The sequence below is a fragment of the Ruegeria sp. YTSA168 genome, assembly GCF_059610045.1.
The window spans coordinates 179,500-202,485 of sequence record NZ_JBXWMW010000002.1 but is presented as its reverse complement, the minus strand read 5'-3'; the positions used below and the strand labels follow the sequence as shown (position 1 = coordinate 202,485).

Annotated in this window: 20 protein-coding genes and 1 pseudogene; 11 read left to right on the top strand and 10 right to left on the bottom strand. The window is 56.4% G+C overall.

What is annotated here, in order from left to right; translation table 11 throughout:
* Positions 1–306: 306 nt before the first annotated feature.
* From AC2FFE_RS04710 to AC2FFE_RS04695, 4 genes and pseudogenes are all read right to left on the bottom strand, one after another.
* Positions 307–1,377: a DUF2793 domain-containing protein gene (locus AC2FFE_RS04710; RefSeq protein WP_496846020.1), complete on the bottom strand. Its 1,071-nt coding sequence runs from the start codon at positions 1,375–1,377 to the stop codon at positions 307–309.
* Between the two features lie 208 nt (positions 1,378–1,585).
* Positions 1,586–3,022, bottom strand: a pseudogene (locus tag AC2FFE_RS04705) (mannose-1-phosphate guanylyltransferase/mannose-6-phosphate isomerase).
* Between the two features lie 72 nt (positions 3,023–3,094).
* Entirely contained in the window at positions 3,095–3,988 is an 894-nt protein-coding gene (gene galU / locus AC2FFE_RS04700; RefSeq protein WP_496818116.1) for a UTP--glucose-1-phosphate uridylyltransferase GalU, read from the bottom strand.
* 211 nt (positions 3,989–4,199) lie between these two features.
* A complete protein-coding gene (locus AC2FFE_RS04695; protein WP_496818117.1) occupies positions 4,200–5,429 on the bottom strand; it encodes a lytic murein transglycosylase in 1,230 nt (409 codons plus the stop codon).
* Between the two features lie 190 nt (positions 5,430–5,619).
* Here AC2FFE_RS04695 and AC2FFE_RS04690 point away from each other — a divergent pair, with 190 nt between their 5' ends.
* From AC2FFE_RS04690 to AC2FFE_RS04675, 4 genes are read left to right on the top strand one after another with little or no spacing between them, the layout of a single operon-like run.
* A complete protein-coding gene (locus tag AC2FFE_RS04690) occupies positions 5,620–6,582 on the top strand; it encodes a cytochrome ubiquinol oxidase subunit II (RefSeq protein WP_496818118.1) in 963 nt (320 codons plus the stop codon).
* Positions 6,579–8,666 carry a cbb3-type cytochrome c oxidase subunit I gene (locus AC2FFE_RS04685; RefSeq protein ID WP_496846019.1) on the top strand — a complete coding sequence of 696 codons (2,088 nt, stop codon included), beginning with the start codon at positions 6,579–6,581 and terminating at the stop codon, positions 8,664–8,666. The genes AC2FFE_RS04690 and AC2FFE_RS04685 overlap by 4 nt, the downstream gene beginning before the upstream one ends.
* Positions 8,663–9,295 carry a cytochrome c oxidase subunit 3 gene (locus tag AC2FFE_RS04680; protein WP_496846017.1) on the top strand — a complete coding sequence of 211 codons (633 nt, stop codon included), beginning with the start codon at positions 8,663–8,665 and terminating at the stop codon, positions 9,293–9,295. The genes AC2FFE_RS04685 and AC2FFE_RS04680 overlap by 4 nt, the downstream gene beginning before the upstream one ends.
* Positions 9,288–9,614: a cytochrome o ubiquinol oxidase subunit IV gene (locus tag AC2FFE_RS04675; protein WP_496846016.1), complete on the top strand. Its 327-nt coding sequence runs from the start codon at positions 9,288–9,290 to the stop codon at positions 9,612–9,614. Before AC2FFE_RS04680 ends, AC2FFE_RS04675 begins: the two co-directional genes overlap by 8 nt.
* 17 nt (positions 9,615–9,631) lie before the next feature.
* Here AC2FFE_RS04675 and crcB read toward each other — a convergent pair whose 3' ends face one another.
* Together crcB and AC2FFE_RS04665 are read right to left on the bottom strand one after the other, a co-directional pair.
* Positions 9,632–9,994: a fluoride efflux transporter CrcB gene (gene crcB / locus AC2FFE_RS04670; protein WP_496846015.1), complete on the bottom strand. Its 363-nt coding sequence runs from the start codon at positions 9,992–9,994 to the stop codon at positions 9,632–9,634.
* Positions 9,987–10,403 (bottom strand): fluoride efflux transporter FluC, encoded by a 417-nt coding sequence (locus tag AC2FFE_RS04665; protein WP_496846013.1) that lies wholly within the window; start codon positions 10,401–10,403, stop codon positions 9,987–9,989. The genes crcB and AC2FFE_RS04665 overlap by 8 nt, the downstream gene beginning before the upstream one ends.
* 190 nt (positions 10,404–10,593) lie before the next feature.
* Between AC2FFE_RS04665 and AC2FFE_RS04660 the strand changes: the two genes are divergently transcribed.
* A complete protein-coding gene (locus AC2FFE_RS04660; protein ID WP_496846012.1) occupies positions 10,594–12,174 on the top strand; it encodes an FMN-binding glutamate synthase family protein in 1,581 nt (526 codons plus the stop codon).
* 5 nt (positions 12,175–12,179) lie between these two features.
* On the opposite strand, the gene AC2FFE_RS04655 is transcribed toward AC2FFE_RS04660, so the two are convergent.
* From AC2FFE_RS04655 to AC2FFE_RS04640, 4 genes are read right to left on the bottom strand one after another with little or no spacing between them, the layout of a single operon-like run.
* Positions 12,180–12,836 (bottom strand): ABC-type transport auxiliary lipoprotein family protein, encoded by a 657-nt coding sequence (locus AC2FFE_RS04655; RefSeq protein WP_496846011.1) that lies wholly within the window; start codon positions 12,834–12,836, stop codon positions 12,180–12,182.
* On the bottom strand, positions 12,833–14,149 hold the full coding sequence (locus AC2FFE_RS04650; RefSeq protein ID WP_496846010.1) for an MlaD family protein: 1,317 nt from the start codon (positions 14,147–14,149) through the stop codon (positions 12,833–12,835). Before AC2FFE_RS04650 ends, AC2FFE_RS04655 begins: the two co-directional genes overlap by 4 nt.
* A gap of 5 nt (positions 14,150–14,154) precedes the next feature.
* A complete protein-coding gene (locus AC2FFE_RS04645; protein ID WP_496818126.1) occupies positions 14,155–14,970 on the bottom strand; it encodes an ABC transporter ATP-binding protein in 816 nt (271 codons plus the stop codon).
* Position 14,971: 1 nt separating this feature from the next.
* Complete coding sequence (locus tag AC2FFE_RS04640) at positions 14,972–16,096, bottom strand: ABC transporter permease (RefSeq protein WP_496818127.1); 1,125 nt, start codon at positions 16,094–16,096, stop codon at positions 14,972–14,974.
* 206 nt (positions 16,097–16,302) lie between these two features.
* Between AC2FFE_RS04640 and AC2FFE_RS04635 the strand changes: the two genes are divergently transcribed.
* From AC2FFE_RS04635 to AC2FFE_RS04610, 6 genes are all read left to right on the top strand, one after another.
* Positions 16,303–16,707 carry an SxtJ family membrane protein gene (locus AC2FFE_RS04635; protein ID WP_496818128.1) on the top strand — a complete coding sequence of 135 codons (405 nt, stop codon included), beginning with the start codon at positions 16,303–16,305 and terminating at the stop codon, positions 16,705–16,707.
* A 17-nt stretch (positions 16,708–16,724) separates the two neighbouring features.
* Positions 16,725–16,874 (top strand): DUF5989 family protein, encoded by a 150-nt coding sequence (locus AC2FFE_RS04630; RefSeq protein ID WP_496818129.1) that lies wholly within the window; start codon positions 16,725–16,727, stop codon positions 16,872–16,874.
* 3 nt (positions 16,875–16,877) lie between these two features.
* Positions 16,878–18,713, top strand: a complete 1,836-nt coding sequence (locus tag AC2FFE_RS04625) for a carbamoyltransferase family protein (protein ID WP_496818130.1) — start codon at positions 16,878–16,880, stop codon at positions 18,711–18,713.
* A 72-nt stretch (positions 18,714–18,785) separates the two neighbouring features.
* Positions 18,786–20,318, top strand: a complete 1,533-nt coding sequence (locus tag AC2FFE_RS04620; protein ID WP_496846008.1) for a sulfatase-like hydrolase/transferase — start codon at positions 18,786–18,788, stop codon at positions 20,316–20,318.
* Positions 20,319–20,374: 56 nt separating this feature from the next.
* A complete protein-coding gene (locus tag AC2FFE_RS04615; protein ID WP_496818298.1) occupies positions 20,375–22,270 on the top strand; it encodes a hybrid sensor histidine kinase/response regulator in 1,896 nt (631 codons plus the stop codon).
* Entirely contained in the window at positions 22,270–22,971 is a 702-nt protein-coding gene (locus AC2FFE_RS04610; protein WP_496818132.1) for a response regulator transcription factor, read from the top strand. The genes AC2FFE_RS04615 and AC2FFE_RS04610 overlap by 1 nt, the downstream gene beginning before the upstream one ends.
* Positions 22,972–22,986: the final 15 nt, after the last annotated feature.

The following is a 22,986-nucleotide window of genomic DNA, read 5'->3' as shown; positions in this document are numbered from 1 at the left end:
AAGGGTGGGACGTATCTGGTCAAATTCCTGTTGGAACACGAGCGTGAATGCATGGTTTCAAGTTGCGCGCGCCATCGTTTGGCACGAACCGCTTGCGTTGAATTATTTAAGAAGCACGCGAAACAAACCCAAATCTCTGTCTGTATTATCGCAATCTAACGGACATTGAAAAACGCCGCGAATCGTTCTGCAACAGCAACCGGACAAGGTGCACCCAAACATCGGGGCCTTGTCCGATCGGTCTTAGACGGACTGGAACACTGGCGCTTGCGCTCCCTTATCTGGTCTGCGCGCCAGTGGCTTCAATCAGAACCAGCGGCCTATGGCGGTAACTGTCGGCGAACGTGTCGAAGCGTCAGAGGCGGTCGACAGCACTTGGTAGCTGACCTGAGATGTGGACGGCGCATCAAATCCAACAAAGCGCGATGTGGCTCCGCCGCTGCCGCTGAGGGCAGGGGTATCAGCGAATGTGGCCGGAAAGGCCCAGGTGGCTGCGGCGTTTGCAAACAGCGCACCTTCGGCATTTGTGCAATCCGTTGCAGGCAACACGGCAGTACAGATTTGCGTGCCGTCAGCAAAGCGGATGTAGTCGCCATTTGCAGTGCTGCCCCGTTCGATCACGGCCCCTGTGGGGGTGCCCGAAACCTCGGAAACTGTGCCCAGCAGATTGCCCGGACCATAACCGTAATCTGCGCGCATCAGGCGTCCGGCGGTTGTGTCGTCTGCGCTGGTCTGGACCGCCGCGCCCGTGGCCGTTCCGGTGGCCGGATCAATGCTCAGCGCGTCAGTCCAACTGCCGCCATCCGGGGATACCTTGATCGAAAAACCCGTGCTGCCGTTCAAACCCATCTCGGCATGGCCAGTCCAGTTGGACTGAAACAACAACGATGCGGTGTCAGAGGCACCGGATTTGTTGATTTTCAACTGATGCCCACCGCCATCATGGCTCAGCAATGTGGCCGCGCTGCGCACGGACAGGCGATTGGTGGCATCTGAACTGGTGCCCACACCAACACCATCCAGATTCTGCGTCGGGATAGGAGGGGTGATCCAAGCCCCACCATCCCAGACTTTCTGCTGGCCAGCCGCTAGGTCCCAGGCGCGCCAACCCGTCTCTGGCGTGACGAAATTCCAGCTATTGTCCAGCCAAGCCGCCAGCTCTCTGCCATGACCGGCCCAGTCGCCGGAAGGGCTTGCACCCAGTGCATGAATCTCACCCTGTTCCGGCACAGCCGGTGGCGTGGTTGCATCTGTCGAAGCGACAGCCAGCTGCACCACAAGATCCAGACGGCGCAGCGCTTCGTTATGGGTGACATGCTTTTGCGCCTGCGAGGGTTGCAGGAATGGCAGGTTCAATCGGGGTGAGTTCTGTGACACGGGGCGCGTCCTCCTGTAGCTGTCGGTCCGACATTTCTATTGCGCGCCACCCTGCCGCGATGCACATGAATCCTGTCTGACCGGGCAGATCGCCCGATTTACCCTGCGTTAGGATTTTGTTTCCATATTGGAAATAATAATGCCGAATTCGGCACATCGCTCATAAATCCGAGGTCGCGCGCGTGATACCTCGTGCTACGATCTATGTTCAATTGCGCGCGTAGATATCTTCGTACCGGATGATGTCATCCTCACCCAGATAGCTGCCGGTTTGCACTTCGATCAGAACCATGGGCACTTTGCCCGGGTTCTCCATCAGGTGAACCGCACCCAGCGGGATATAAACTGACTGGTTTTCCGATACGAGCTGCACCTCATCATCAATCGTCACCTTGGCCGTGCCCTTGACCACGATCCAATGTTCCGAGCGATGGTGGAGGGACTGCAGGCTTAGTGCGGCGTCGGAGTTTACGTGGATACGTTTGACCTGGAACCGATCATCGATCACAAGGCTTTCAAACCAACCCCAAGGACGGTGGTCGACGGGCAGCGATTCCGCCTGCCTTGCACCTTTGGCCTTCAGCGCACTCACCGCCTGTTTGACATCTTGCGCCCGGTCCATACTTGCCACCAGAACCGCATCGGGCATGGCGACCGTGATGACGTTTTCCAAACCCATGGCAACTACCTCTTGCGCCGGGGATTCTGAACGGATCAGAACGTTCTGGCAATCGATGGTTGTAACCTCTCCGGTCGTGGCCACATCGCTCGGGTCGGGTGCGCTCAGCTCATGCACGGCGGTCCAGCTGCCTACATCGGACCAACCATCGGCGTAGGGGACAACACTCAGATTTGCCGCCTTTTCCATCACCGCGTAATCAATCGAAATGTCATCGACCTTGGCCCAGGCGCTGGCATCCAGGCGCAAAAATCCCAGATCGCTTTGGGCCTGTTCCACCGCTTGCCGGACAGGTTCAATCAAATCGGGCGCGTGTAGTTCGAAGGCAGCGATGATGTCACGTACAGCAAACAGGAAGATGCCCGAATTCCAAAGATAGCTGCCATCCGTCAGCATCGCCTTGGCGCTGTCCAGATCAGGTTTTTCAACAAACCGATCCAGCGGAATGGCCGCGCCCGAAGCGTCTGGCGTCTGGCTGAGTTTCAAATAGCCATACCCGGTTTCAGGCCGGTCGGGCGTGATCCCAAACGTAACCAGATCTCTGCGTGCAGAAATCGCTTCGATTCCGCATGCAACGGCGGCGTGAAAGGCGGTTTTGTCGGGAACCACATGATCAGACGGGGCCACCAGCATGATGGCCTCTGGGTCACTGTCGGATAGCTGCAGGGCAGCCGCCAGAACGGCAGGCGCAGTGTTGCGCCCTTCGGGTTCGATCAGGATCGGGCCAGGACCAACACCCACGCCCATCAACTGTTCGGGCAACACAAAGCAGAAGGCTTAATTGTTTAGAATCAAGGGTTTGACATAGATTGCGGCCTTCGGTCCCCTGAGCCGCACCGCGCAGTCCTGCAGCAAACTGGTCTCACCCACCAACGGCACAAACTGCTTGGGATAGCTTTTGCGGGACAGGCGCCACAAACGGGTCCCTGACCCACCGCAGAGAATGACGGGATAGACGGTATTGATGATGCGCATGCCTTTGAGCTTCAGCTATCTGAATGTATCGCCTTAATCGCCGTTAAGGGGATGGGCCAGTGCCTACTGAGCCGCTTTTCCCGTGGCAACGATGTCGTTCAGATACTGGCTCAAATCGCCACGCAAATCGTCGCGCGCCAGTGCAAAGGCCACAGTAGCCTGCAGGAATCCGGCTTTTGAGCCGCAATCAAAGCGCTGACCGTCGAACTTGTAACCAAAGACTGGAACACCGTTCCGGATGTCTTCTGCGATCGCATCGGTCAGCTGAATTTCGCCACCGCTGCCGGATTTCATTGAGTTCAGATTATAAAGCACCGACGGGCCCAAAACATAGCGCCCTATTACGGCAAGGTTCGAAGGCGCTTCTTCCGCTTTGGGCTTTTCCACCATACCGCGCGTGCGCACCACCGTGCCCACATTGTCACCCACGTCCAGCACACCGTATGAACTTGTTTTTTCATGCGGAACTTCCATAGCAGCAACCATGTTGCCACCGGTTTCCTCGTAGGCTTCGATCATCTGCTGCAGGCAGGGTTTGTCGGCTGCAATAACGTCGTCTGGCAACATCACGGCAAAGGGCTCGTCTCCGATCAGACGACGCGCGCACCAGACGGCATGCCCCAGGCCCAACGCTTTGTGCTGACGGATATAGGCAATGGCCCCGCTTTCCATATTGGTCGCGTTCAGCGTCTCCAAAAGTTCATCTTTACCCTTGGCTTTCAGCTCTTGCTCCAGAACCAGGTTGTGATCGAAATAGTCCTCAAGCGCAGATTTCCCGCGCGAGGTGACAAAAATGAACTCTTTGATCCCGGCGGCGCGCGCCTCGTCGATGGCATATTGCACCAGCGGGCGGTCAACCAAGGTCATGATTTCCTTGGGAACAGATTTTGTCGCAGGCAGGAATCGTGTTCCCAGCCCCGCAACAGGAAAAATCGCTTTGGTGACCTTGCGTGTCATGGTGCCTCTCAAATCGTAAACATGCCGGTAGATTGCAGCCTGACCGGTGTATCCTCATAGGCTGCGCAACCGGATCAATCAATAACGCCCGAGAATTCGGGAACTAATAGGTCAAATCGTGCCATCTAGTGGAGGCAGAGTCAAAATCCGATCTTCAATCTGGCTGAATTGTCACGCACTGTTCACCGAACGGGCAAAATCCTGATCACTGTCAGTTTTTCAGACGTGATTTCATCGTTTTCTCGGGGAAACAGGTGGGGTCTTGGCCCGTGGCCTCCTGCCATCGCCCGATTGATCGGCGGGTTTTGAACCCCGGCAGCCCGTCGGCGCCGCCGACATCGTGTCCCTGTTGTTCCAGCGCTCGCTGCATTGCTGCGATGTCTGATCGATAGAGGCCCCCGACCGCGCCCCAACGGCCCCGGAAATCTCCGACACCATACTGAATCCGGTCTCCGACATGGCCCACAAACAGGGCATAAAGATCGCTTTTGTTGTACTCCTTCAGCACGTAGAAATTTGGTGTCACAAGAAACGCCGGACCGTTGCGACCAGCAGGCATCATCAGATAGCCCTCACCCTTGAGTTCGTGGTTTGGGAAGGGTTTGCCCGAAACGCGACTGACACCCAATGCGGCCCAATCCTGTATGGCACGCCCTTGGTCTGGTCCTTCAAGCGCACAGGATAGCGAGGTTGGCACCGTCACCTCAAACCCCCAGTCGCGACCTTCAACCCAGCCGTGCCGGTCCAGATAGTTCGCAATCGACGCGATTGTGTCGTCGGCAGACCCCCAGATATCGGCCCGACCATCCCCGTTTCCATCCGCAGCATAAGTCAGAAAGTTGGTCGGCATGAATTGCGGCTGCCCCAAAGCTCCGGCCCAAGAGCTTTTCATTTCGCGCACATGCCCTGCCTCGGCGATTTGCAGCGCGGCGATCAACTCGGTTGTGAAATACTCAGATCGCGTGCTCATGAACCCTTTGGTCGCCAGAACCTGAAACGCATCATGCAGAATTGGAACCTGACCATACCCGCTTTCGCGACCCCAGATCGCCAAAATGATGCGAGCTGGGACCCCCGTTTGCGCCTCGACACGAGACAGGGTAGCCGCATGGCGGCGCGCCATTTGCCGACCCACAGATGTGGCCCCCTGAACCGACCCCGCATTAAAGTACCTCCCGGGAGAGCCAAACTCTGCCTGCCTTTGGGCTTTGGGTGTCTTCGCTTTGCTTCCAGGAGGGATAAGGTCGGGCAGGTCCCAATTCAGCGTAACGCCGTCAAAGGCCGCATTCATCGTCTTGCGCGACACACCCTTGGCGCGAGCCTGCGGCCAAACGGTCTGATCCAGCCAGGACTGGAACTGCCGTTCAACTGATGCACGATCCTGCGCGGCCGCGCCACTGGCCAAGCATAGGCAAAATAGAAGAAAAAGCACCTTGCGCATCTGAAATCACCTGCTCTGAGCCTGTTTAGGCAATTTGTTATCATTTATGCCAAGGATGACTGAAACCCGCATCAAAATCCATGGCATTGAACCACCTCCGCGACATGCCGCCTTGCATTCGAAAAAACCTTGAGAAATGCGCGGTCTCTGCCGATAGTTGTGACCAGGATAAAATCAAAAGAGGGCAGGCATGACCACGAACAGAACGTCCCTTGTGGCAAATGTGGTTCTGACGGCCCTCGGAATTCTGGCCACGTCGACCCAGATGGCGGGGGCCAGTGACAGCTTCATGGACCCCCAGGGCCCTATTGCGGCAGTGCAGAAAACGCATCTTCTGCGGGCAACAGCGCTGATCCTGATCGCCGTTATCCCTGTTCTGGTTTTGGTTCCAACGATCGCACTGCGCTATCGACGTCGAAAAGGCGGGAACGCGGCGTACAGGCCCGATTGGGATTTCTCCGCCCGGCTTGAGATGCTGATGTGGGGCATTCCGGTGGCCATTGTCGCTATCCTGTCCTTCTATCTGTGGAAAACCACTTATCGGCTCGACCCGTATTCAGCCCCATTCGGTGATGAGCCAGCCGTGCGAGTGCAGGTTGTTGGACTGGATTGGAAATGGTTGTTCATCTATCCCGATCTTGGCATCGCCACAGTCGGTGAGCTTGGAATTCCCACCAAACAACAGATCGCCATGACACTGACCACCGATACGGTGATGCAATCTTTCATGATCCCAGCTTTGGCCGGGCAGATTTATGCGATGCCGGGCATGACAACCAAGCTGCATCTGGTTGCGGACCAACCCGAAGTGATGCAAGGCGAAAACACCCAGTATAACGGGCGCGGCTTTACCAAGCAGAAGTTCGAAACCCTTGCGATGAACCCTGATGATTTCAAAGCCTGGGTCAACAAGGTCCGGCAGAGCGGTATCCTGCTGGACCCGGAAACGTATAAAACCCTTGCCATGCGCACGGACCGGGATGAGGTTCAGGCAGCGCTTGGCACGCCAGAGATGCCTGACCGTGCCTTGTATTTCAAACTGGATGACGGGGATCTGTTCCATACCATTCTCCACCGATACCATGGCGGCAAAGCGCTGCCACTGGATCAGCAACCCGGAACAGTTGCATATGGGCAGGAGGTCGACCAATGACATCAGAAAACGGTTTCTTTGGTCGCCTGAGCTGGGATGCATTGCCCATCACCGGCCTGATTCAGGACTCCAACGCAAACGAAATTGTAGCCAATGCCGCCGCAGGCATTGTCATTGTTGGGGCGATCGCCGTGGTTGGTCTGCTGACTTGGTTTCGGCTTTGGGGGCCCTTGTGGCGCGATTGGCTGACAAGCGCTGATCACAAGAAAATCGGCATCATGTATATCGTCTTCGCCATCGTTATGCTCGCGCGGGGCGTTCTGGAGGGCGTTGTCATGCGCGCCCAGCAAGCCGCCGGACCGGGCGAGGGTTTTCTGGAGGCCGAACACTTTGCCGAGCTGTTCAGCACCCATGGCACGATCATGATCTTCTTCGTCGCCGTGCCGTTTGTGTTCGGAATCGCCAACTATGTTGTTCCGCTGATGATCGGCGCGCGCGATGTAGCCTTTCCTGTGATGAACCAGATCAGCCTCGGCCTGACGGTATCATCCGGCATGATGCTGATGGTGTCGCTGGTTGTCGGGCATTTTTCAACCGGAGGCTGGACGGCTTATCCACCCTATACTGGGGCCGCGTTCAACCCAGGCGTCGGGCCGGACTATTGGATTTGGGCCATCGTTGTCTCAGGGATCGGAACAACGCTGACGGGGATTAACTTCGCCGTCACAATCTACAAGCTGCGTGCGCCGGGGATGACGTTCATGCGGCTACCGATGTATTGCTGGACGATCATCTGCAGTTCTATCCTAATCGTCTTTGCGATGCCGCCCTTGGGCGTAGCGGCGCTGTTGCTGGCCGCTGACCGCTATCTGGATTTCCATTTCTTTACCAATGACCTTGGCGGTAATATGATGAACTACGCCAACCTGTTCTGGCTTTTTGGCCATCCCGAGGTCTATTTGCTGGTTCTGCCCGCCTATGGCATCTATTCCGAGATCTTCTCGACCTTCTCGGCCAAACGGCTTTACGGCTATACCTCACTGGTCATCGCCACAATGTCGATAGCCGTGCTGTCCTTCACTGTCTGGTTGCATCACTTCTTCACCATGGGGCAAAGCGCGCTGATCAATGCGGTATTCGGCATCGCAACCATGCTGATCGCCATCCCAACCGGCGTGAAGGTCTATGATTGGATGGCTACCCTCTGGCGTGGGCGCATTCGGTTTTCGGTGCCCATGCTATATGGTCTTGCCTTCTTGATGCTGTTTGTCATCGGTGGCCTCAGCGGTGTGATCCTGGCCAATCCAACCATTGACTACCAAGTGCATAACACTCTGTTCCTGGTGGCTCATTTCCACAACGTCCTGTTGCCGGGCGTTCTGTTCGGCTTGCTCGCCGCCTACAATTACTGGTTCCCCAAAGCCTTCGGGTTCCGCCTCCACGAAGGCTGGGGCAGGGTGACAGTCGCACTCTGGACGGTTGGCTTTATGCTGACATTCATGCCGCTCTATTTTGTTGGCCTGATGGGTATGCCCCGCCGGTCCTACAGCTGGGAAGACCCGAGTTTTCACCCCTACATGATCGTCGCCGTGATCGGAGCATTGGTCATCACGGCAGCGCTGTTTTCAGTGCTGGTGCAGCTATGGGTCAGCATCCGCAACCGCGACAAAACCCGCGTTCCCGTTGGTGATCCATGGGATGCGCGCACGCTGGAATGGTCTATCCCAGCACCACCGCCACCCTATAACTTCGCCATCATCCCGCAGGTAACTGACCGAGACAATTTTGCTGCCGCCAAGGAGCGCGGCGCGGCCTATCCGACGCCGGATGCCTATGAGGATATCGAAATGCCGCGCAACACCGGAATTGGCTTCATCCTGTGTGTGGCCAGCGGCATCTGGATGTTTGCGCTGGTCTGGTGGATCTGGTGGCTGGCTGCTCTAATGACGGTGGTGATGATCCTGGCGTTCATCCTCTGGACTTTCGACACCAGTACCGAAATCACCATCCCGGCCGAAGAGGTGCAGCGCGAGCATGAAGCCTGGCTGGCACTGGTGCACAGCGAAACCGCCATAGATCGCGACCACGAGACGGCCCCGGAGAACCGCGGCCTTGCTCGCCCCGACATGGAGGTGGTGACTTGAAACGCGCGCCAACTCATAGCTATCCGGGCATCAATCTGGGCGATCGCCATGCCAGCGCTCACAAGGCATCCGAGGTCGTGACCTTCGGCTTCTGGGTCTTTTTGATGAGCGATCTGGTCTATTTCGGCCTGATGTTCGCCATCTATATCACCATGATCGACGCTCAGGCAGGCGGGCCTGGCCCACATGAGCTGTTCGACCTGACCAGCATCTTTGCGCAAACCATGATCCTGCTGACCAGCAGCCTGACCGTTGGATTGGCGATGCTGGCCCTGAAATACAATCTGCCACGACCACGGATCATCCTGTGGTTTGGGGTGACGCTCCTGCTGGGGATCAGCTTTCTTTTTCTGGAGATCCGAGACTTCATCGCCATGGCCGAAAAGGGCGGCATCCCGCAGCGTAGCGGGTTCCTTTCGGCCTTCTACGGCCTTGTGCCGCTGCACGGTCTACATGTTGCGGCGGGGTGCCTGTGGTTGATTGTGCTGGGTATCCAACTGCGGGTTATGGGCATGACCGATGTCGTCAAATCACGTGTGGTCAGGCTAGCGCTGTTCTGGCACTTCCTTGACCTGATCTGGATCGGCATCATCACGATCGTCTATTTCGGAGGGTTAACTTATGGATAAACGCTCTGAAATGCATCGGCGCGAGCGGCGGCGTTACGTGATCGGCTATGGCGGTTCGCTGCTTCTGACTTTCGCGATGTTCGGCGTGGCCTATCTCTGGGGGATCGAAACGACCGGTGTTTATCTGACCATCGGCCTGCTTGCGCTCGCTCAGCTGATCTTTCAACTGATCTATTTCCTGCATATCGACCGCAGACGCAGCAGCCGAGAGGATTTGGACCTGATCCTGTTCTCAACCCTTGTCTTGCTGATCATCATCCTCGGCACGGTCTGGATTCTGGGCAATCTGGCGATCCGCATGCACATGCATCCGATGTAAGCGAGGCGGCCCGTCGGCTATCGGGTTAGCTCCAACCCTAGCCACAAGGCGCCCCAGCACAGGACAAGGCTGATCATGATATTGCCCGCCGCCAGTGCAAGCGTGCGTTCGCGGCGCAATTCCAGCGTTTGATAAGCAAAGCTTGAGAATGTGGTGAACCCGCCGCAAAAGCCAAAAACCAGGCGCTTCTGCTCTTCCCCCATCTCAACGGGACCGCCCAAATAGCCGATCCAAAGGCCCAGCAGCAGGCTGCCCATTACATTCACGATCAGGGTCGATAGCGGCAGTGCGTGGGTGATCCTCAATGCAAGCCAATGGCGCAGCACTGCGCCCAGCCCGCCACCCAGGCCAAACATTGCATGCAGGTAGAGATCAGTCATTACTGGGCCTTCCTGCATGAAACCGCCGGCCGAGCGCTTCGCCTGCCAAGGCTGCGGCCAGACCGAACACTATCTCCAACCCTGCAGCGGCAGATGCAGTCCAAAACGCAACTTCGGCCAAACGCTCAAGCTCGGCCACGAAAGAAGAAAAGGTCGAAAGGCCGCCACAGAACCCAACTGCACCCAGATGCAGAACATGGGCATGAACCCGATGGCGGACGGCATAGAGCCAGCCCAGCACGAAGCACGCAAAGACATTGATGCCAAAGGTTGCCGTCAACAAAGGCGCGCCGGGGATCTCGAATGCAAACGCCTCGCGCAGCAACGACCCAAACGCACCGCCGATAAACACAGAAAGAAACATAAGGGCTTGTTCGTGTCGTCCGCGTTTGGTGTCTGGTCTCGCCAAGTTAGCTGCCCTTTAATGTGGTCTGATCCGAATACCGCCTGCGAAACGCAGGATCAATCAACGCCTTAACAAGGTTTCACATACGCGTCCGGTTTGATTTCCATGAGCCGAAGGGCTTGCAATCGAAAGCCAAACGGTTTCACTTTGGCTTCAACACCTTTGGTACATACTTCACCCACGGAGATCAGAAATGGTTGTACGCAGGCTTTATTACTTTCTGAGTTTCGTCTGTCTGCCCTTGGTGGCTGTCTGGGGCTTTTTCTGGTCACCGGCGCATTGGCTCCTGGTTCTGCTGATCCCTTACGCCGTGGTTGGGATGTATGACATGCTGACCACCAAGCACAACGTGCTGAACAACTACCCCGTTTTGGGGCATTTCCGCTATATGCTGGAATTTGTCAGCCCCGAAATCCGCCAGTATTTCGTCGAAACCAACGAAAGCGGGCGACCGTATAATCGGATCATTCGCAGCCTTGTCTATTCCCGCGCTAAAGGCCAGGTCGACACACAGGCGTTTGGCACTCAATATGACATCACGACCGTGGGCTATCATCGCTCCAACCACTCTCTGGCCCCGAAAGAAGTGGATAAGAGTGAAGAACGGGTGATGCTGGGCGGACCGCAATGCGAAAAGCCCTATAACGCATCACGCTTGAATGTTTCGGCCATGAGCTTCGGCGCGCTCAGCGCCAATGCGATCCGGGCGCTGAACGGCGGAGCCAAGGATGGCGGTTTTGCGCATAACACCGGTGAGGGCGGATTGTCGCCGCATCACCTTGCCGAGGGTGGAGATATCATCTGGCAGATCGGTACCGGCTATTTTGGCTGTCGTACTCCCGACGGAGGCTTTGACAAAGATTTGTTCGCCGAAAAGGCCAAGAAGGATGTTGTCAAAGCAATCGAGATCAAGCTGTCCCAAGGGGCTAAGCCCTCGCATGGCGGCGTTTTGCCCGCCGCAAAGGTTGACAAAGAGATCGCCGAAATCCGTGGCGTGCCCGAGCATCAGGACGTGATCTCACCACCCATTCATTCGGCTTTCGACGGTCCAACCGGGTTGATGGAGTTTGTACAGCACTTGCGCGAAATGTCAGGTGGCAAGCCCATTGGTTTCAAACTGTGCATCGGGCAACCATCCGAATTCATGGCGATCTGCAAAGCAATGCTTGAAACCGGTATTCTGCCCGACTTCATTACCATCGATGGCGCCGAAGGAGGGACTGGCGCCGCCCCGGTCGAGTTCACCAACCGCCTAGGCTTACCTGTAAATGAGGCGGTGGTCTTTGTGAACAACTGCCTGCTGGGGGTTGGGTTGCGCGACAAGATCCGGATCATCTGCGCAGGCAAAGTGGCCACAGGTTACGACATGGTCGAGAAATTCGCCCTGGGTGCGGATATGTGCAATGCCGCCCGTGCGATGATGTTTGCGGTAGGCTGTATTCAGGCGTTGCATTGCAACACCAACCGATGCCCGTCAGGCGTAGCCACCCAGGATCCGATCCGGGGCAGGGCGGTCAACGTTCCGCAAAAACGCCAGCGGGTGCACCGATATCACGATGCCACACTCGAAAGCTTCCGGGAACTGCTTGGCGCAATGGGCAAAGCCACAGTCTCGGACCTGCACCCCGGCGATATCCGCCGTCGCATGGCAGATGAGACTGAGCGTTCCTATGCCGAAATCTACACTTTCGTTGAAGAAGGCGCGCTTTTGTCTGGCACCGCGCCGGACAACTACACAGCGGATTGGAACCGCGCATCCGCGGCGCGTTTCTAACGGCGTCAATTGATGGTCGAACTGGACTGACTGTTGGCGTGCGTATTGATCCGACGCACGCTCCATTCCACTGAATCTCGCATTGCTCGACCCAGCGCAAGGTCAAACGCATTGATCAGATCCGGTGTCTGATCGCTAGCTGAAACCACGTTTTCCTGGAACGAGCTGGAGGCGATAATCTTGTCCTCAAACGCATCGACAATCTTGATGTTCATCCGAACGTCAACGCGCACGGTTTTCGAGTTCTCAGTCTCGGCTGTCACGATGCCCTGAAACTCACGCAAATCCGGGACGATGATATAGTCTGCGCGTAAGCCTACGGTAGACCGCCCGACTGCGGCCACCTTGCCTGAGTTCTCATAGCTTTCGACCAACAGAGCCTGCACAATCAGCGGTGCGCGATCCACCCACCGGGCGCGAGGCAGATACTGAACCTGTAGCGGTGTCGGCTGAACCGCAATCTGGTCGGTGTTCACCGCCGCAGTTGCAGTTGGTTCTTCTACGACGATCTGCATCTGAATACGCGGCAACGAGGACGCAAACGTACTTTTGGGGGTCAAAAGATACAGGTCATTGGGTTTGGATGCTTGTTTTAACGTACCCAAACCCGCGCAGCCACCAAGGGCTACCGTCATCAGAATAAGAAAGTAAGGCCTGATCATTGACGGAACTCCGATGCTTGGGTGCCCAACAAAAAGCGTGCCGGGTCGCGCTCAACCTTGTCGACAAGACGGTCAAGACTGATGACCAACCGCTGGGATTCTTCAACAAAGCGCACGAATTGCGGCAATCCGACCCGCAGGAAATCTGAAACCTGTCGGCGATTGTCCCGGACAATGCCATCGACGGTTGCCATCAGTTCTTTCGCCGAATTCGATGCACTCAGGACATCGTCCGAAATCTGGTCGATCTTAGCGGTGATACCTGAGACGGTCTCAGTCACCTGATTGGCGGCGCGGCTGATATCCTGCGCAACCGGGGCGACCTGCGTTTCGATGATGCGGTTGGCCGAGTCAAAGGCCCGTTCAGCCGAGGCCAAAGCCCCTTTGGTCGAATCCATGGCCGATGTGATTGAGCCCAGCGTTGTATTGGCATTGGTGACCGTTTCGGTAATCACGCCCAGTGACACGCTGGCTTCTTCCGACAACCGCGTCAGATGATCCGCAAGGTTCGACCCGCGCTGTATAAACGGGCGCACATCTTCTTCGATGGTCCGGTTCGTTGTTGCCAGTGTAACCTTCGCCTCTTCCAGCGCTTCTTTGGCAGTGTCGGACGCTGATTTGACGGATTTCAGCGTCTCGCTACCCGTCTGTAACGTGGATTCCGCGGCACTGATCAACGGGTCCAGCTTTGTTGTGAAATCGCCGATTTGCTTGGCGGCCTCTCCGATATTGCCTGAGACGGATTCAAAATCTGAAAGTGTCTTGTCCAGCCGCCCGGTGGCCGAAGCCAGATTGGCCAGGATATCAGACACTGCCTTTTGGTTCTTCTCATCAACGATGGCGTTCAGCTCTTGCAGCAGGCTGACGGCCTCGTCCAGAACCTTGGGTGCCCCTTCGAAAAGCGATTGAATGGTGCTGCGTTTGCTTTTGATGACGCTATTGTTAGACAACCGTTCTGCCGTGCTGGACCCGCCGGTCAGTTCCACATATCCAACCCCGGTCACGCCCAGAGATTGCAGCTGCGCTATGGTCTCTTTTGTAACTGGGATATCGGCATCAACCTCGATCCGGACCCGAACTTTCGACGGGTCGTCCTCATCAAGGTTCAACGAGATCACCTGCCCGACCGGAAGACCATTGTAGCTTACGCCACCAGCCGCAGACAGGCCCGACACATTGTCGAACAACACATCATAGTAGGCGTATTGGCGCGTCACTTCGAACTTCGCGAGCCACAGGAAAAAGCCAAAGGCACCCAAAATACCCGCAAGAGTAAACGCACCGATCAGAATGTAATTCGCTCGGGTTTCCATCGCCTCTACCTGTCCTGCCCTTTATCTTGCGCCGCGCGGGCGCGGGGGCCTGTGAAATACTCCTGCACCCAAGGATGATCGACCTTGGTCATCTCTTCTATCGGACCTTCAACCAGCACACGCTTTTCTGCAAGCACGGCGATCCGGTCGCAAATCGCATACAGACTATCCAGATCATGCGTCACCATGAAAACCGTCAGCCCTAGCGCCTGCTGTAGTTCTCGGATCAGATCATCATAGGCGGCGGCCCCTATCGGGTCCAACCCAGCTGTGGGTTCGTCCAGAAACACAATCTCGGGGTCCAGCGCCAAAGCCCGCGCTAACGCCGCCCGTTTGCGCATGCCGCCTGACAATTCCGATGGGAACTTACCGCAACTCAACTGCGGCAACCCTACAAGGCTGATCTTGAGGCCACCCAGCGACTCCATCAGTTTTTCGCTGATCCCCGTATGCTCGCGCAGCGGGGCCATCACGTTCTGTAAGACAGTCAGAGATGAAAACAATGCCCCATCCTGAAACGCCACGCCCCAATGGCGTTCGATGCGCCTGCGATCCTGTTCAGGGCCGTTCAAGACATCAACGCCCAGAACCTCGATACTGCCAGCAGCAGGTTTGTTCAGCCCCACGATAGTCCGCAACAATACGGATTTACCGGTACCCGAACCGCCAACAATGCCCAGAACCTCGCCGCGCCAGACGTCAAGGTTCAGATCGTCGTGAACAACCTGAGGGCCAAACTGATTGCGCAATCCGCGCACACGGATCACGGCCTCTCGCTGCGTGTCTGCCGGCGTTGAATGATGCTGCACCGTACCGTCCATCTCAGATCCCCAACTGCGAGAAGAAGATCGAGAACAGGGCGTCAATTGCAATCACCATGAAGATCGACTGAACCACCGACGCGGTCGTGCGCTGCCCGACACTTTGCGCCGATCCTTTGACCTGCATTGCCTGCCAACAGGCAATCACACCAATGACCAGAGCAAAGAACGGCGCCTTGATCAGACCGATAGCAAGTTGCCAGACCCCCGTGCTTTCGTTCAGGCGGGTCAGGAACATGCCCGGGCTGATCCCCAGATCAATCCAACTCATCAGCGCGCCACCGAACAAGCCGGCCATATCGGCCACGAACCCCAATATTGGCAGCATGATCAACAGGGCCAAAACGCGCGGGATCACCAGCACTTCTATCGGGTCCAGACCCAGGGTGCGCATGGCGTCAATCTCTTCCTGCACCTTCATCGAGCCGATTGAAGCGGTAAAGGCCGATCCGGACCTGCCTGCGACGATGATCGCGGTCAGCAGAATGCCCAGTTCGCGCAGGATCGAGATCGAAATCAGTTCGACCACAAAAATCTCGGCCCCAAACTGTTTCAACTGCGTGGCTCCTTGAAAGGCCAGCACTACACCGATCAGGAACCCCATCAGCGCAACAATCGGCAACGCCTTGAGACCGGTTTCCTCCATATGGGTCACAAGCGCGGCGCGGCGCAGCCGCCACGGCATCACGACAGTTCGGGCCAGACGGTGCAGGGTCAGCCCCAGGAACCCGAGGATCGACATTGTGTCCTGCAAAGCGCCGTATGTGCCGCGACCCACGCTTTCGACCCAATCTGCAAAGGTTCTGGGCGGGTCCAGCCGACCGGGCTGTTTGGGGATGCTATGTGACACTGTATCGATCAAAGCGGCGTGGGCAGGTTTGAGGCCCAGAAACTGGAGCCGGGCGCCCTGCGCGGTGAACCGCTGCGACAGGTCGGCCACCAGCCAGGCACCGCTTGTGTCCAATGCCTCGATCTCGGACAGGTCGATTGTCACATCACCCCCAACGGCTTGAATAGAACCAAAGTCACGTTCGACATGTTCCACCGACTGCGTCAGCAATGCGCCCGAAACATGCACAACCGTGCGGCCGCTTTCCTGCGAAGACGATATCTGAGGCGGTGTCATGCCTGCATGTGACGGAAAAAGCGGATCTGCTGCAACGGGTTTGTACGATTGTGCCCCGATTTGAAGGATTGGGATGGCGCACGTGTGACACTGGTTGGCGCCAGTGGATGAATTTCCCGAAGGTGAGTGACCTAATTCACTTGTTTCAACCGAGGGTAATGGTATCTTCATGGCCGTAATTGTTTGTTGTTATTCGGTTGTGTTTCATGTCTGACCATCAAGCCAATGTAGATGTCGAAATCGGATCCGAACGTGGGTTCGGATTTGTCTTTACGGCAGTCTTTCTGATCATCGCACTCTGGCCCCTCTGGGGCGGCGGTACCGTGCGGTGGATACCCCTTGCTATCGCGGGGGCCATTCTTGCGGTAACCTTCCTTGCTCCGCAGGTTCTGACCAAGCCCAATCGGCTTTGGTTCAAATTTGGAATGTTGCTGGGGGCCATCGTGGCGCCCATCGTCATGTTCCTGGTTTTCATCACGACATTTGTGCCCTTTGGACTAGTGGCGCGCCTGTTGGGAAAAGACCTTTTGTCTGAGAAATTAGACAGTTCCGCAGAAAGCTATTGGGTTGTTCGCAAGGATCAGCCCGGCAGTATGAAACAACAGTTTTAAAGAAGGGAGTACCAGACGTGACATTCGTTTCCGAGCTCTGGTCATTTATGAAGATCAGAAAAAAGTTCTGGCTGCTGCCCATCCTTGTGGTGCTGGGCATCTTCGGTGGCCTGATCGTTCTCAGCCAAGGTTCGGCAATCGCGCCGTTCATCTATACGCTGTTCTGATCCATGACGTACATTTTGGGCATTTCCGCGCTGTATCATGACAGCGCCGCAGCACTGCTGCGCGACGGCAAGATCATTGCCGCCGCGCAAGAAGAACGCTTTACCCGCAAGAAACACGACCCCGGATTCCCGGAAAAGGCGATTGAATACGTTCTGGCCGAATCAGGGATCACCCTAGCCGACGTGGACAATGTTGTCTTCTACGACAAACCGTTTCTAAAATTTGAACGCCTGATCGAAACCTACATTGCGGTGGCGCCACGCGGTTTCAACTCGTTCCGAATGGCGATGCCGGTCTGGCTGCGGGAAAAACTGTTTCTGAAAGATCTGTTGAACAAACAGCTTCGCAAGATCGATCCCGATTTCACCGTCGACAAGATTTTGTTCTCGGAACACCACGTCAGCCACGCGGCCAGCGCCTACTATCCGTCTCCCTTCGACGAAGCGATTGTACTGACGGTGGATGGTGTTGGCGAATGGGCCACCACGACCGTCGGGATCGGGCGCGGGAGCGAGCTGACCATGGTCAAAGAGCTGCATTTCCCGCACTCGCTGGGCCTGCTCTATTCTGCTTTCACCTACTACACCGGCTTCAAGGTGAATTCCGGTGAGTACAAGGTCATGGGTTTGGCCCCTTACGGCGTGCCGCAATTCAAGGACTTGATCCTTGAGCACCTGGTTGATTTGAAAGAGGACGGCTCATTCCGCCTCAATCAGAAGTATTTCAACTATACGGCCGGTCTGACCATGACCAACAAGGCGCTGGAGGATCTGTTCGGCCAACCGGTGCGCAAGCCTGAAACCGACCAGCTGACGCAGTTCCATATGGACATCGCCGCATCCGTGCAGGCCGTGACCGAAGAGATCATGCTGCGCATCACCCGCAATCTGGCGCAGGAACACGGCATCCGAAATCTGTGTATGGCAGGTGGCGTGGCGTTGAACTGTGTGGCCAATGGCAAAATCCTGCGCGATGGCGCGTTTGACAATGTCTGGGTGCAGCCTGCTGCCGGTGATGCCGGCGGGGCACTGGGGGCGGCCTATGCAGCCTGGCACCAGGAGCTGGGCAATCCGCGTGCAGCCACATCGGGCGATCAAATGCAAGGCTCCTACCTTGGCCCGCGTTACGAAGATCACGCAATTTCCGCAGAACTGAGCCGCGCAGGCGCCAAGTTCACCACCTATGAAAACGGTGAGTTGGTCAATCAGACGGCGCAAGCATTGGCGGATGGCAAAGCCGTCGGTTGGTTCCAGGGGCGCATGGAATTCGGACCACGTGCCTTGGGCGCGCGCTCAATCCTGGGCGATCCACGATCCGAGTCGATGCAGAAGACCTTGAACCTGAAGGTCAAATACCGCGAAAGCTTCCGCCCATTTGCGCCATCTGTTTTGCGCGAAGACGTAGCCGACTGGTTCGAGCTGGATGGCGACAGCCCCTATATGCTGATCGTGGCCGATGTTCAGGACAAAATCCGCCGTAAGATGACGGATGAGGAAAATGCCCTGTTTGGCATCGACAAGCTGAACGTCAAACGGTCGGATATTCCGGCTGTGACGCATGTGGACTATTCGGCCCGTATCCAAACGGTGCATGAAGACACGAACCCAGCGTATCACGCGCTGATCTCAAAGTTCAAAGACCTGACGGGTTGCTCTCTGGTGGTGAACACCTCGTTCAACGTGCGGGGTGAGCCAATTGTCTGCACGCCCACCGATGCGTTCCGCTGTTTCATGGGCACCGATATCGAGGTCTTGTCGATCGGCAACTGCCTGTTGCGCAAAGAAGATCAGGACCCCGCGCTTAAGGAAAACTACGAGACCAAGTACGAGCTGGACTAAACCCTTGCGAGGCTAGCCGTTCCGCGACACAGTCCGCACCTGAAACTCGGGTGCGGATTCGGAGTGCGCGACATGGGCCAGGCCGGAAAAGTTCTGTTCATTATCATTGATCAGCTGCGGGCGGATTGTCTGTTCGGTGCGTTGGCGAATCATGTTGATCTACCCCATCTGCGCGCGTTCATGGATGTTTCTGTGACGTTCAAACGTCACTATTCGGTGACAAATCCCTGTGGCCCATCGCGCGCTTCATTGCTGACCGGGCAATATGCGATGAACCATCGATCTGTCCGCAATGGCACCCCATTGCGGCACGACATTCCCAACATCGCCACCGAGATGCGCAAAGCAGGCTATATGCCAATGCTGTTTGGCTACACAGACACCTCGGCAGACCCGCGGGTTCATGATGCAAACGACCCGGTGCTAAAATCCTATGAGCAATCAATGGAAGGGTTTCTTGAAGTCGTCGAGATGCGGCTGGAGGAATCCTATCCCTGGCGGGCGCATCTGATGAAACAGGGCTATGCGTTCGACACCTATATGGATGTCTATAAACCGGTCTCGCCCTCTGGGGAGGCGCCAAAGCTGAATGACCCTGCGCTCTATCGTGCTGAGGACAGCGATACCGCCTTTCTGACCGACGCTTTTTTGGACGGCATCGCGCCTTACCAAAATCAGAACTGGTTTGCGCATCTAACCTACATCCGCCCGCATCCACCGCTTGTCGCCCCGGCACCCTACAATCGGATGTATGACCCTGACACTTTACCTCTGCCAAAGCGGTTCAAGACGCCCGAAGCCGAAAAAGCACATCACCCGTTCTTTGGTCCTATGTTGGACTTTCCGACACCTACCGATTTCGTTCACGGCTTTGACGACATCGCACCGACGGACAAGAACATACAGACCTTGCGGTCGATCTACTTCGGGCTGGCCACCGAGGTCGACCATCACATCGGCCGCGTTGTTCAGTATCTTAAAGACAGTGGGCAGTATGACGACACGCTGATCGTTATCACCGCCGATCATGGCGAAATGCTGGGCGACCGTCACAGCTGGGGCAAGATGACGGTCTATGATGCAGCCTACCATACACCGCTGATGATCCGGATGCCCGGCAACCAGGCCCAGGCAGGTGTCGAAATCACTGTACCGACAGAATCCATCGACATCACACCAACGATCCTCCATTGGGCGGGGCAACCAATCCCAAATGAAATGGATGGGCGGTCTCTGATCCCGCTGCTACGGGGTGAGGCGCCTGAAGATTGGCGGGATTATTCGTTCAGCGAACTAGATTTTTCCGAGCCTGAAAACCCGACCCTATGGCAACAACGTCTTGGCACCGGAAACAGCGATTCCTGTCTGGGTATCCTGCGCGATGATCGCTTTACACTGGTCGAATTTGCAGCCGATCTGCCGCCGCTTTTGTTCGATCATCAAGGAAAAGGCGAGTTTGAGAACGTGGCAGAAGACCCCGCCTATGCCGCTGACCTTGCACACCTGTGTAGGCAGATGTTGCGCCATCGGATGCGGAACATGGACCATACGCTGTCACTGCATTCCAATACGCCCGATGGGCCCAAGATGCGCACACGGCATTGATCCCCTCTACACCTGCTGTTCATCAGGTGATACGGGTAGGATAGGGGAGGGTGGATTTGCGCATCACCGAACAACGGATAAAGGCGATGACAACCGCCGGGCTGAATCTGATCGGCCAGGCGCTTTCCATCTATGACAGCCAGTTGCGCTTGGTCCTTAGCAATCGGCGGTTTCAAGAAATGTTCGACCTTCCCGATGCATTGGTGCAACCCGGCGCCTTGTTTCGGGACACGATCTATTTTCTGGCGAGCCGTGGAGAGTACGGTGATGAGGGCAGTGTCGAAGACATGGTCGATCTGCGCGTCGAACAGGCACTGGCGTTCGAGCCCCACTATATGGAACGCAAGCGCGCAAATGGTCAGGTAGTCTCGATCGAAGGCGCACCGCTGCCTCAGGGCGGTTGGGTGGCGGTCTATACGGATATCACCAGCGCAAAACGTGCCGAAAACCTGCTGCGCGCGCGGTCCGAGGAATTGTCAGGTCAGTTGCTCACTCATGCCGAAGAGCTTTCGACCACCAACCGGCAACTGGCCGCTACCATCACCGCGCTGGAAGAAGCCAAACGTGAGCTAACCGAGATTGAGGCCCGCACCCGTCTGACGACTGAGATGATGCCGGCCCATATCGCACACCTGAACAGCGAGGGGCGATATGATTATTCAAACCGGCGGCTCAGCTCTGTCATGCCAGGGCGGCCATCCGAGATTTTGGGCCTTCACATATCCGAGGCTTTGGGGGCAAGCGCCTTTGCCCGGGTCAGTGATCATCTGCAAAATGCCTATAACGGAAAAACATCCGTGTTTGAATTCACCGAGGATCAGGATTCGCGCCGCATCCGCGTGTCTTTCACACCGGACGGGGCAGGGGGCGTTTATGTGATGTCAGTGGATATCACCGAAGAAACCCAGGCCCGTGTCGCCCTGCAACAAACCCGCCGCCGTGAAATGGCTGCACAGATGACAAATGGCCTGGCGCATGATTTTTCCAATCTGCTGACAATTATCCTGGGCATGCAATCCCAGCTCGACAAGATGGAGTTACCCGACGACGCCCATGCGCTGATCGCAGCGACCCAAAAAACAGCGCGGCGGGGTGGGCAGTTGTTGAACCGAATTGCTGATATGACAGGCCATCGAACACCTCAGCCGAAAGCCACCGATCTGCGCCGCTTGCTCGAGGACTTGCGGCTTGTGGCCACCCCGTCTTTGCCGCGTGGCGTTGGGCTATCGGTCGTGAATACTTTGCCGGATCAGGCGCTTATGCTTGATCCAGGGATGCTTCAGGATGCGCTGTTGAACCTTGTTCTGAACGCGCGTGATGCCTGTGGCACAACCGGGCAGGTGACGATCAGCGCACATGCAATCGGCGATATCTGGATCGAAATCACAGTTTCCGATACCGGTTCTGGCTTTTCGTCTGAGGCATTGGAGAAGGCTTTGAACCCCTTTTTCACAACGAAAGGCAGCGATGGATCGGGCCTTGGTTTGCCGATGGTATATGACACCGTGAAGCTGGCAGGTGGTGACCTGAACCTGCGCAATACACCCTCAGGCGCATCGGTGATTTTGCGCTTGCCCTACCGCCCCGCGCCACCCGCGCAAGAGGGGCTTGTGCTATTGGTTGAAGACAGCGACGATCTGCGCGGCCAATTCCGGGACATGCTGATCGACCTCGGTTTTTCGGTAATCGAGGCAACATCTACAGATGAGGCTCTGGCTCTGACCGAGAACGTTGAAGGGATTGTCATGGTGCTGTCCGACATTCGACTTGAAGGCACGGCGACGGGGCTTGATCTGTTATCTCAACTCAAATCTCGCTTGCCCTGTATACTGATGACATCATTACCATATACCGATCCTCTGCACCGACAGGCATTGGCCATGGCACCCGTACTGAGCAAACCATTTTCCAAGGCACAGTTATCCGCCCTTGTCCGAACCGAGGCCGCCTGATGACCCAGCCGTTGGTAACCATATTGGATGATGAACCTGAGATTCGGCACATCCTGACATATGCTTTGGAAGAGGCTGGGTTCCGCACCCAAAGCTATTCCCGAGCCCGCGAATTCGAGGCCGCGCTGAACCAGATAACACCTGACGTCTGCTTGGTGGATCTTTCCCTGCCGGATACGGATGGCCTGGCCTTGGTGCATCGATTGGCACTGGAACAAGGTGCGGCCGTGATCATTGTGTCGGGCCGCGCGCAAGTTCAGGATCGCGTGACCGGGCTGGAATTGGGAGCGGATGACTACATCACCAAACCCTTTGATCCAACAGAGGTTGTGGCGCGTATTCGCGCGCGGTTACGCACGCCGCGAAGTCAAACCTCGAACACCAATATTGCCGAGTTTAACGGGTGGGCAGCATATTTTGATCGGTATCTTCTGAAGGACAAATCCGGGGCCGAAATACCATTCAGCCACGCCGAAGGAGAGGTTTTACGCCTGTTTCTGGAAAGCCCCAAACGCCTGATCAGCCGTGCACAAATGCAGGATTCTCTGGGTGGCGCAGCTGGGGACAGCTTTGACCGCGCCATGGATGTGCGCATCTCAAGGCTACGAACCAAGCTTGGTGAGGACCCCAAAAACCCGCGCTTGATCAAGACGATATACGGGGCGGGCTACATCTTTCTTGGCGATGTCGCTTGGAAATAGGCTGCACACTGGTTG

Coding starts and splice junctions, on each gene's coding strand:
- galU (WP_496818116.1), bottom strand. CDS start 3,988: ATGACACGCAAGGTCACCAAAGCGATTTTTCCTGTTGCGGGGCTGGGA.
- AC2FFE_RS04695 (WP_496818117.1), bottom strand. CDS start 5,429: ATGCGCAAGGTGCTTTTTCTTCTATTTTGCCTATGCTTGGCCAGTGGC.
- AC2FFE_RS04690 (WP_496818118.1), top strand. CDS start 5,620: ATGACCACGAACAGAACGTCCCTTGTGGCAAATGTGGTTCTGACGGCC.
- AC2FFE_RS04685 (WP_496846019.1), top strand. CDS start 6,579: ATGACATCAGAAAACGGTTTCTTTGGTCGCCTGAGCTGGGATGCATTG.
- AC2FFE_RS04675 (WP_496846016.1), top strand. CDS start 9,288: ATGGATAAACGCTCTGAAATGCATCGGCGCGAGCGGCGGCGTTACGTG.
- crcB (WP_496846015.1), bottom strand. CDS start 9,994: ATGACTGATCTCTACCTGCATGCAATGTTTGGCCTGGGTGGCGGGCTG.
- AC2FFE_RS04660 (WP_496846012.1), top strand. CDS start 10,594: ATGGTTGTACGCAGGCTTTATTACTTTCTGAGTTTCGTCTGTCTGCCC.
- AC2FFE_RS04655 (WP_496846011.1), bottom strand. CDS start 12,836: ATGATCAGGCCTTACTTTCTTATTCTGATGACGGTAGCCCTTGGTGGC.
- AC2FFE_RS04650 (WP_496846010.1), bottom strand. CDS start 14,149: ATGGAAACCCGAGCGAATTACATTCTGATCGGTGCGTTTACTCTTGCG.
- AC2FFE_RS04645 (WP_496818126.1), bottom strand. CDS start 14,970: ATGGACGGTACGGTGCAGCATCATTCAACGCCGGCAGACACGCAGCGA.
- AC2FFE_RS04640 (WP_496818127.1), bottom strand. CDS start 16,096: ATGACACCGCCTCAGATATCGTCTTCGCAGGAAAGCGGCCGCACGGTT.
- AC2FFE_RS04635 (WP_496818128.1), top strand. CDS start 16,303: ATGTCTGACCATCAAGCCAATGTAGATGTCGAAATCGGATCCGAACGT.
- AC2FFE_RS04625 (WP_496818130.1), top strand. CDS start 16,878: ATGACGTACATTTTGGGCATTTCCGCGCTGTATCATGACAGCGCCGCA.
- AC2FFE_RS04620 (WP_496846008.1), top strand. CDS start 18,786: ATGGGCCAGGCCGGAAAAGTTCTGTTCATTATCATTGATCAGCTGCGG.
- AC2FFE_RS04610 (WP_496818132.1), top strand. CDS start 22,270: ATGACCCAGCCGTTGGTAACCATATTGGATGATGAACCTGAGATTCGG.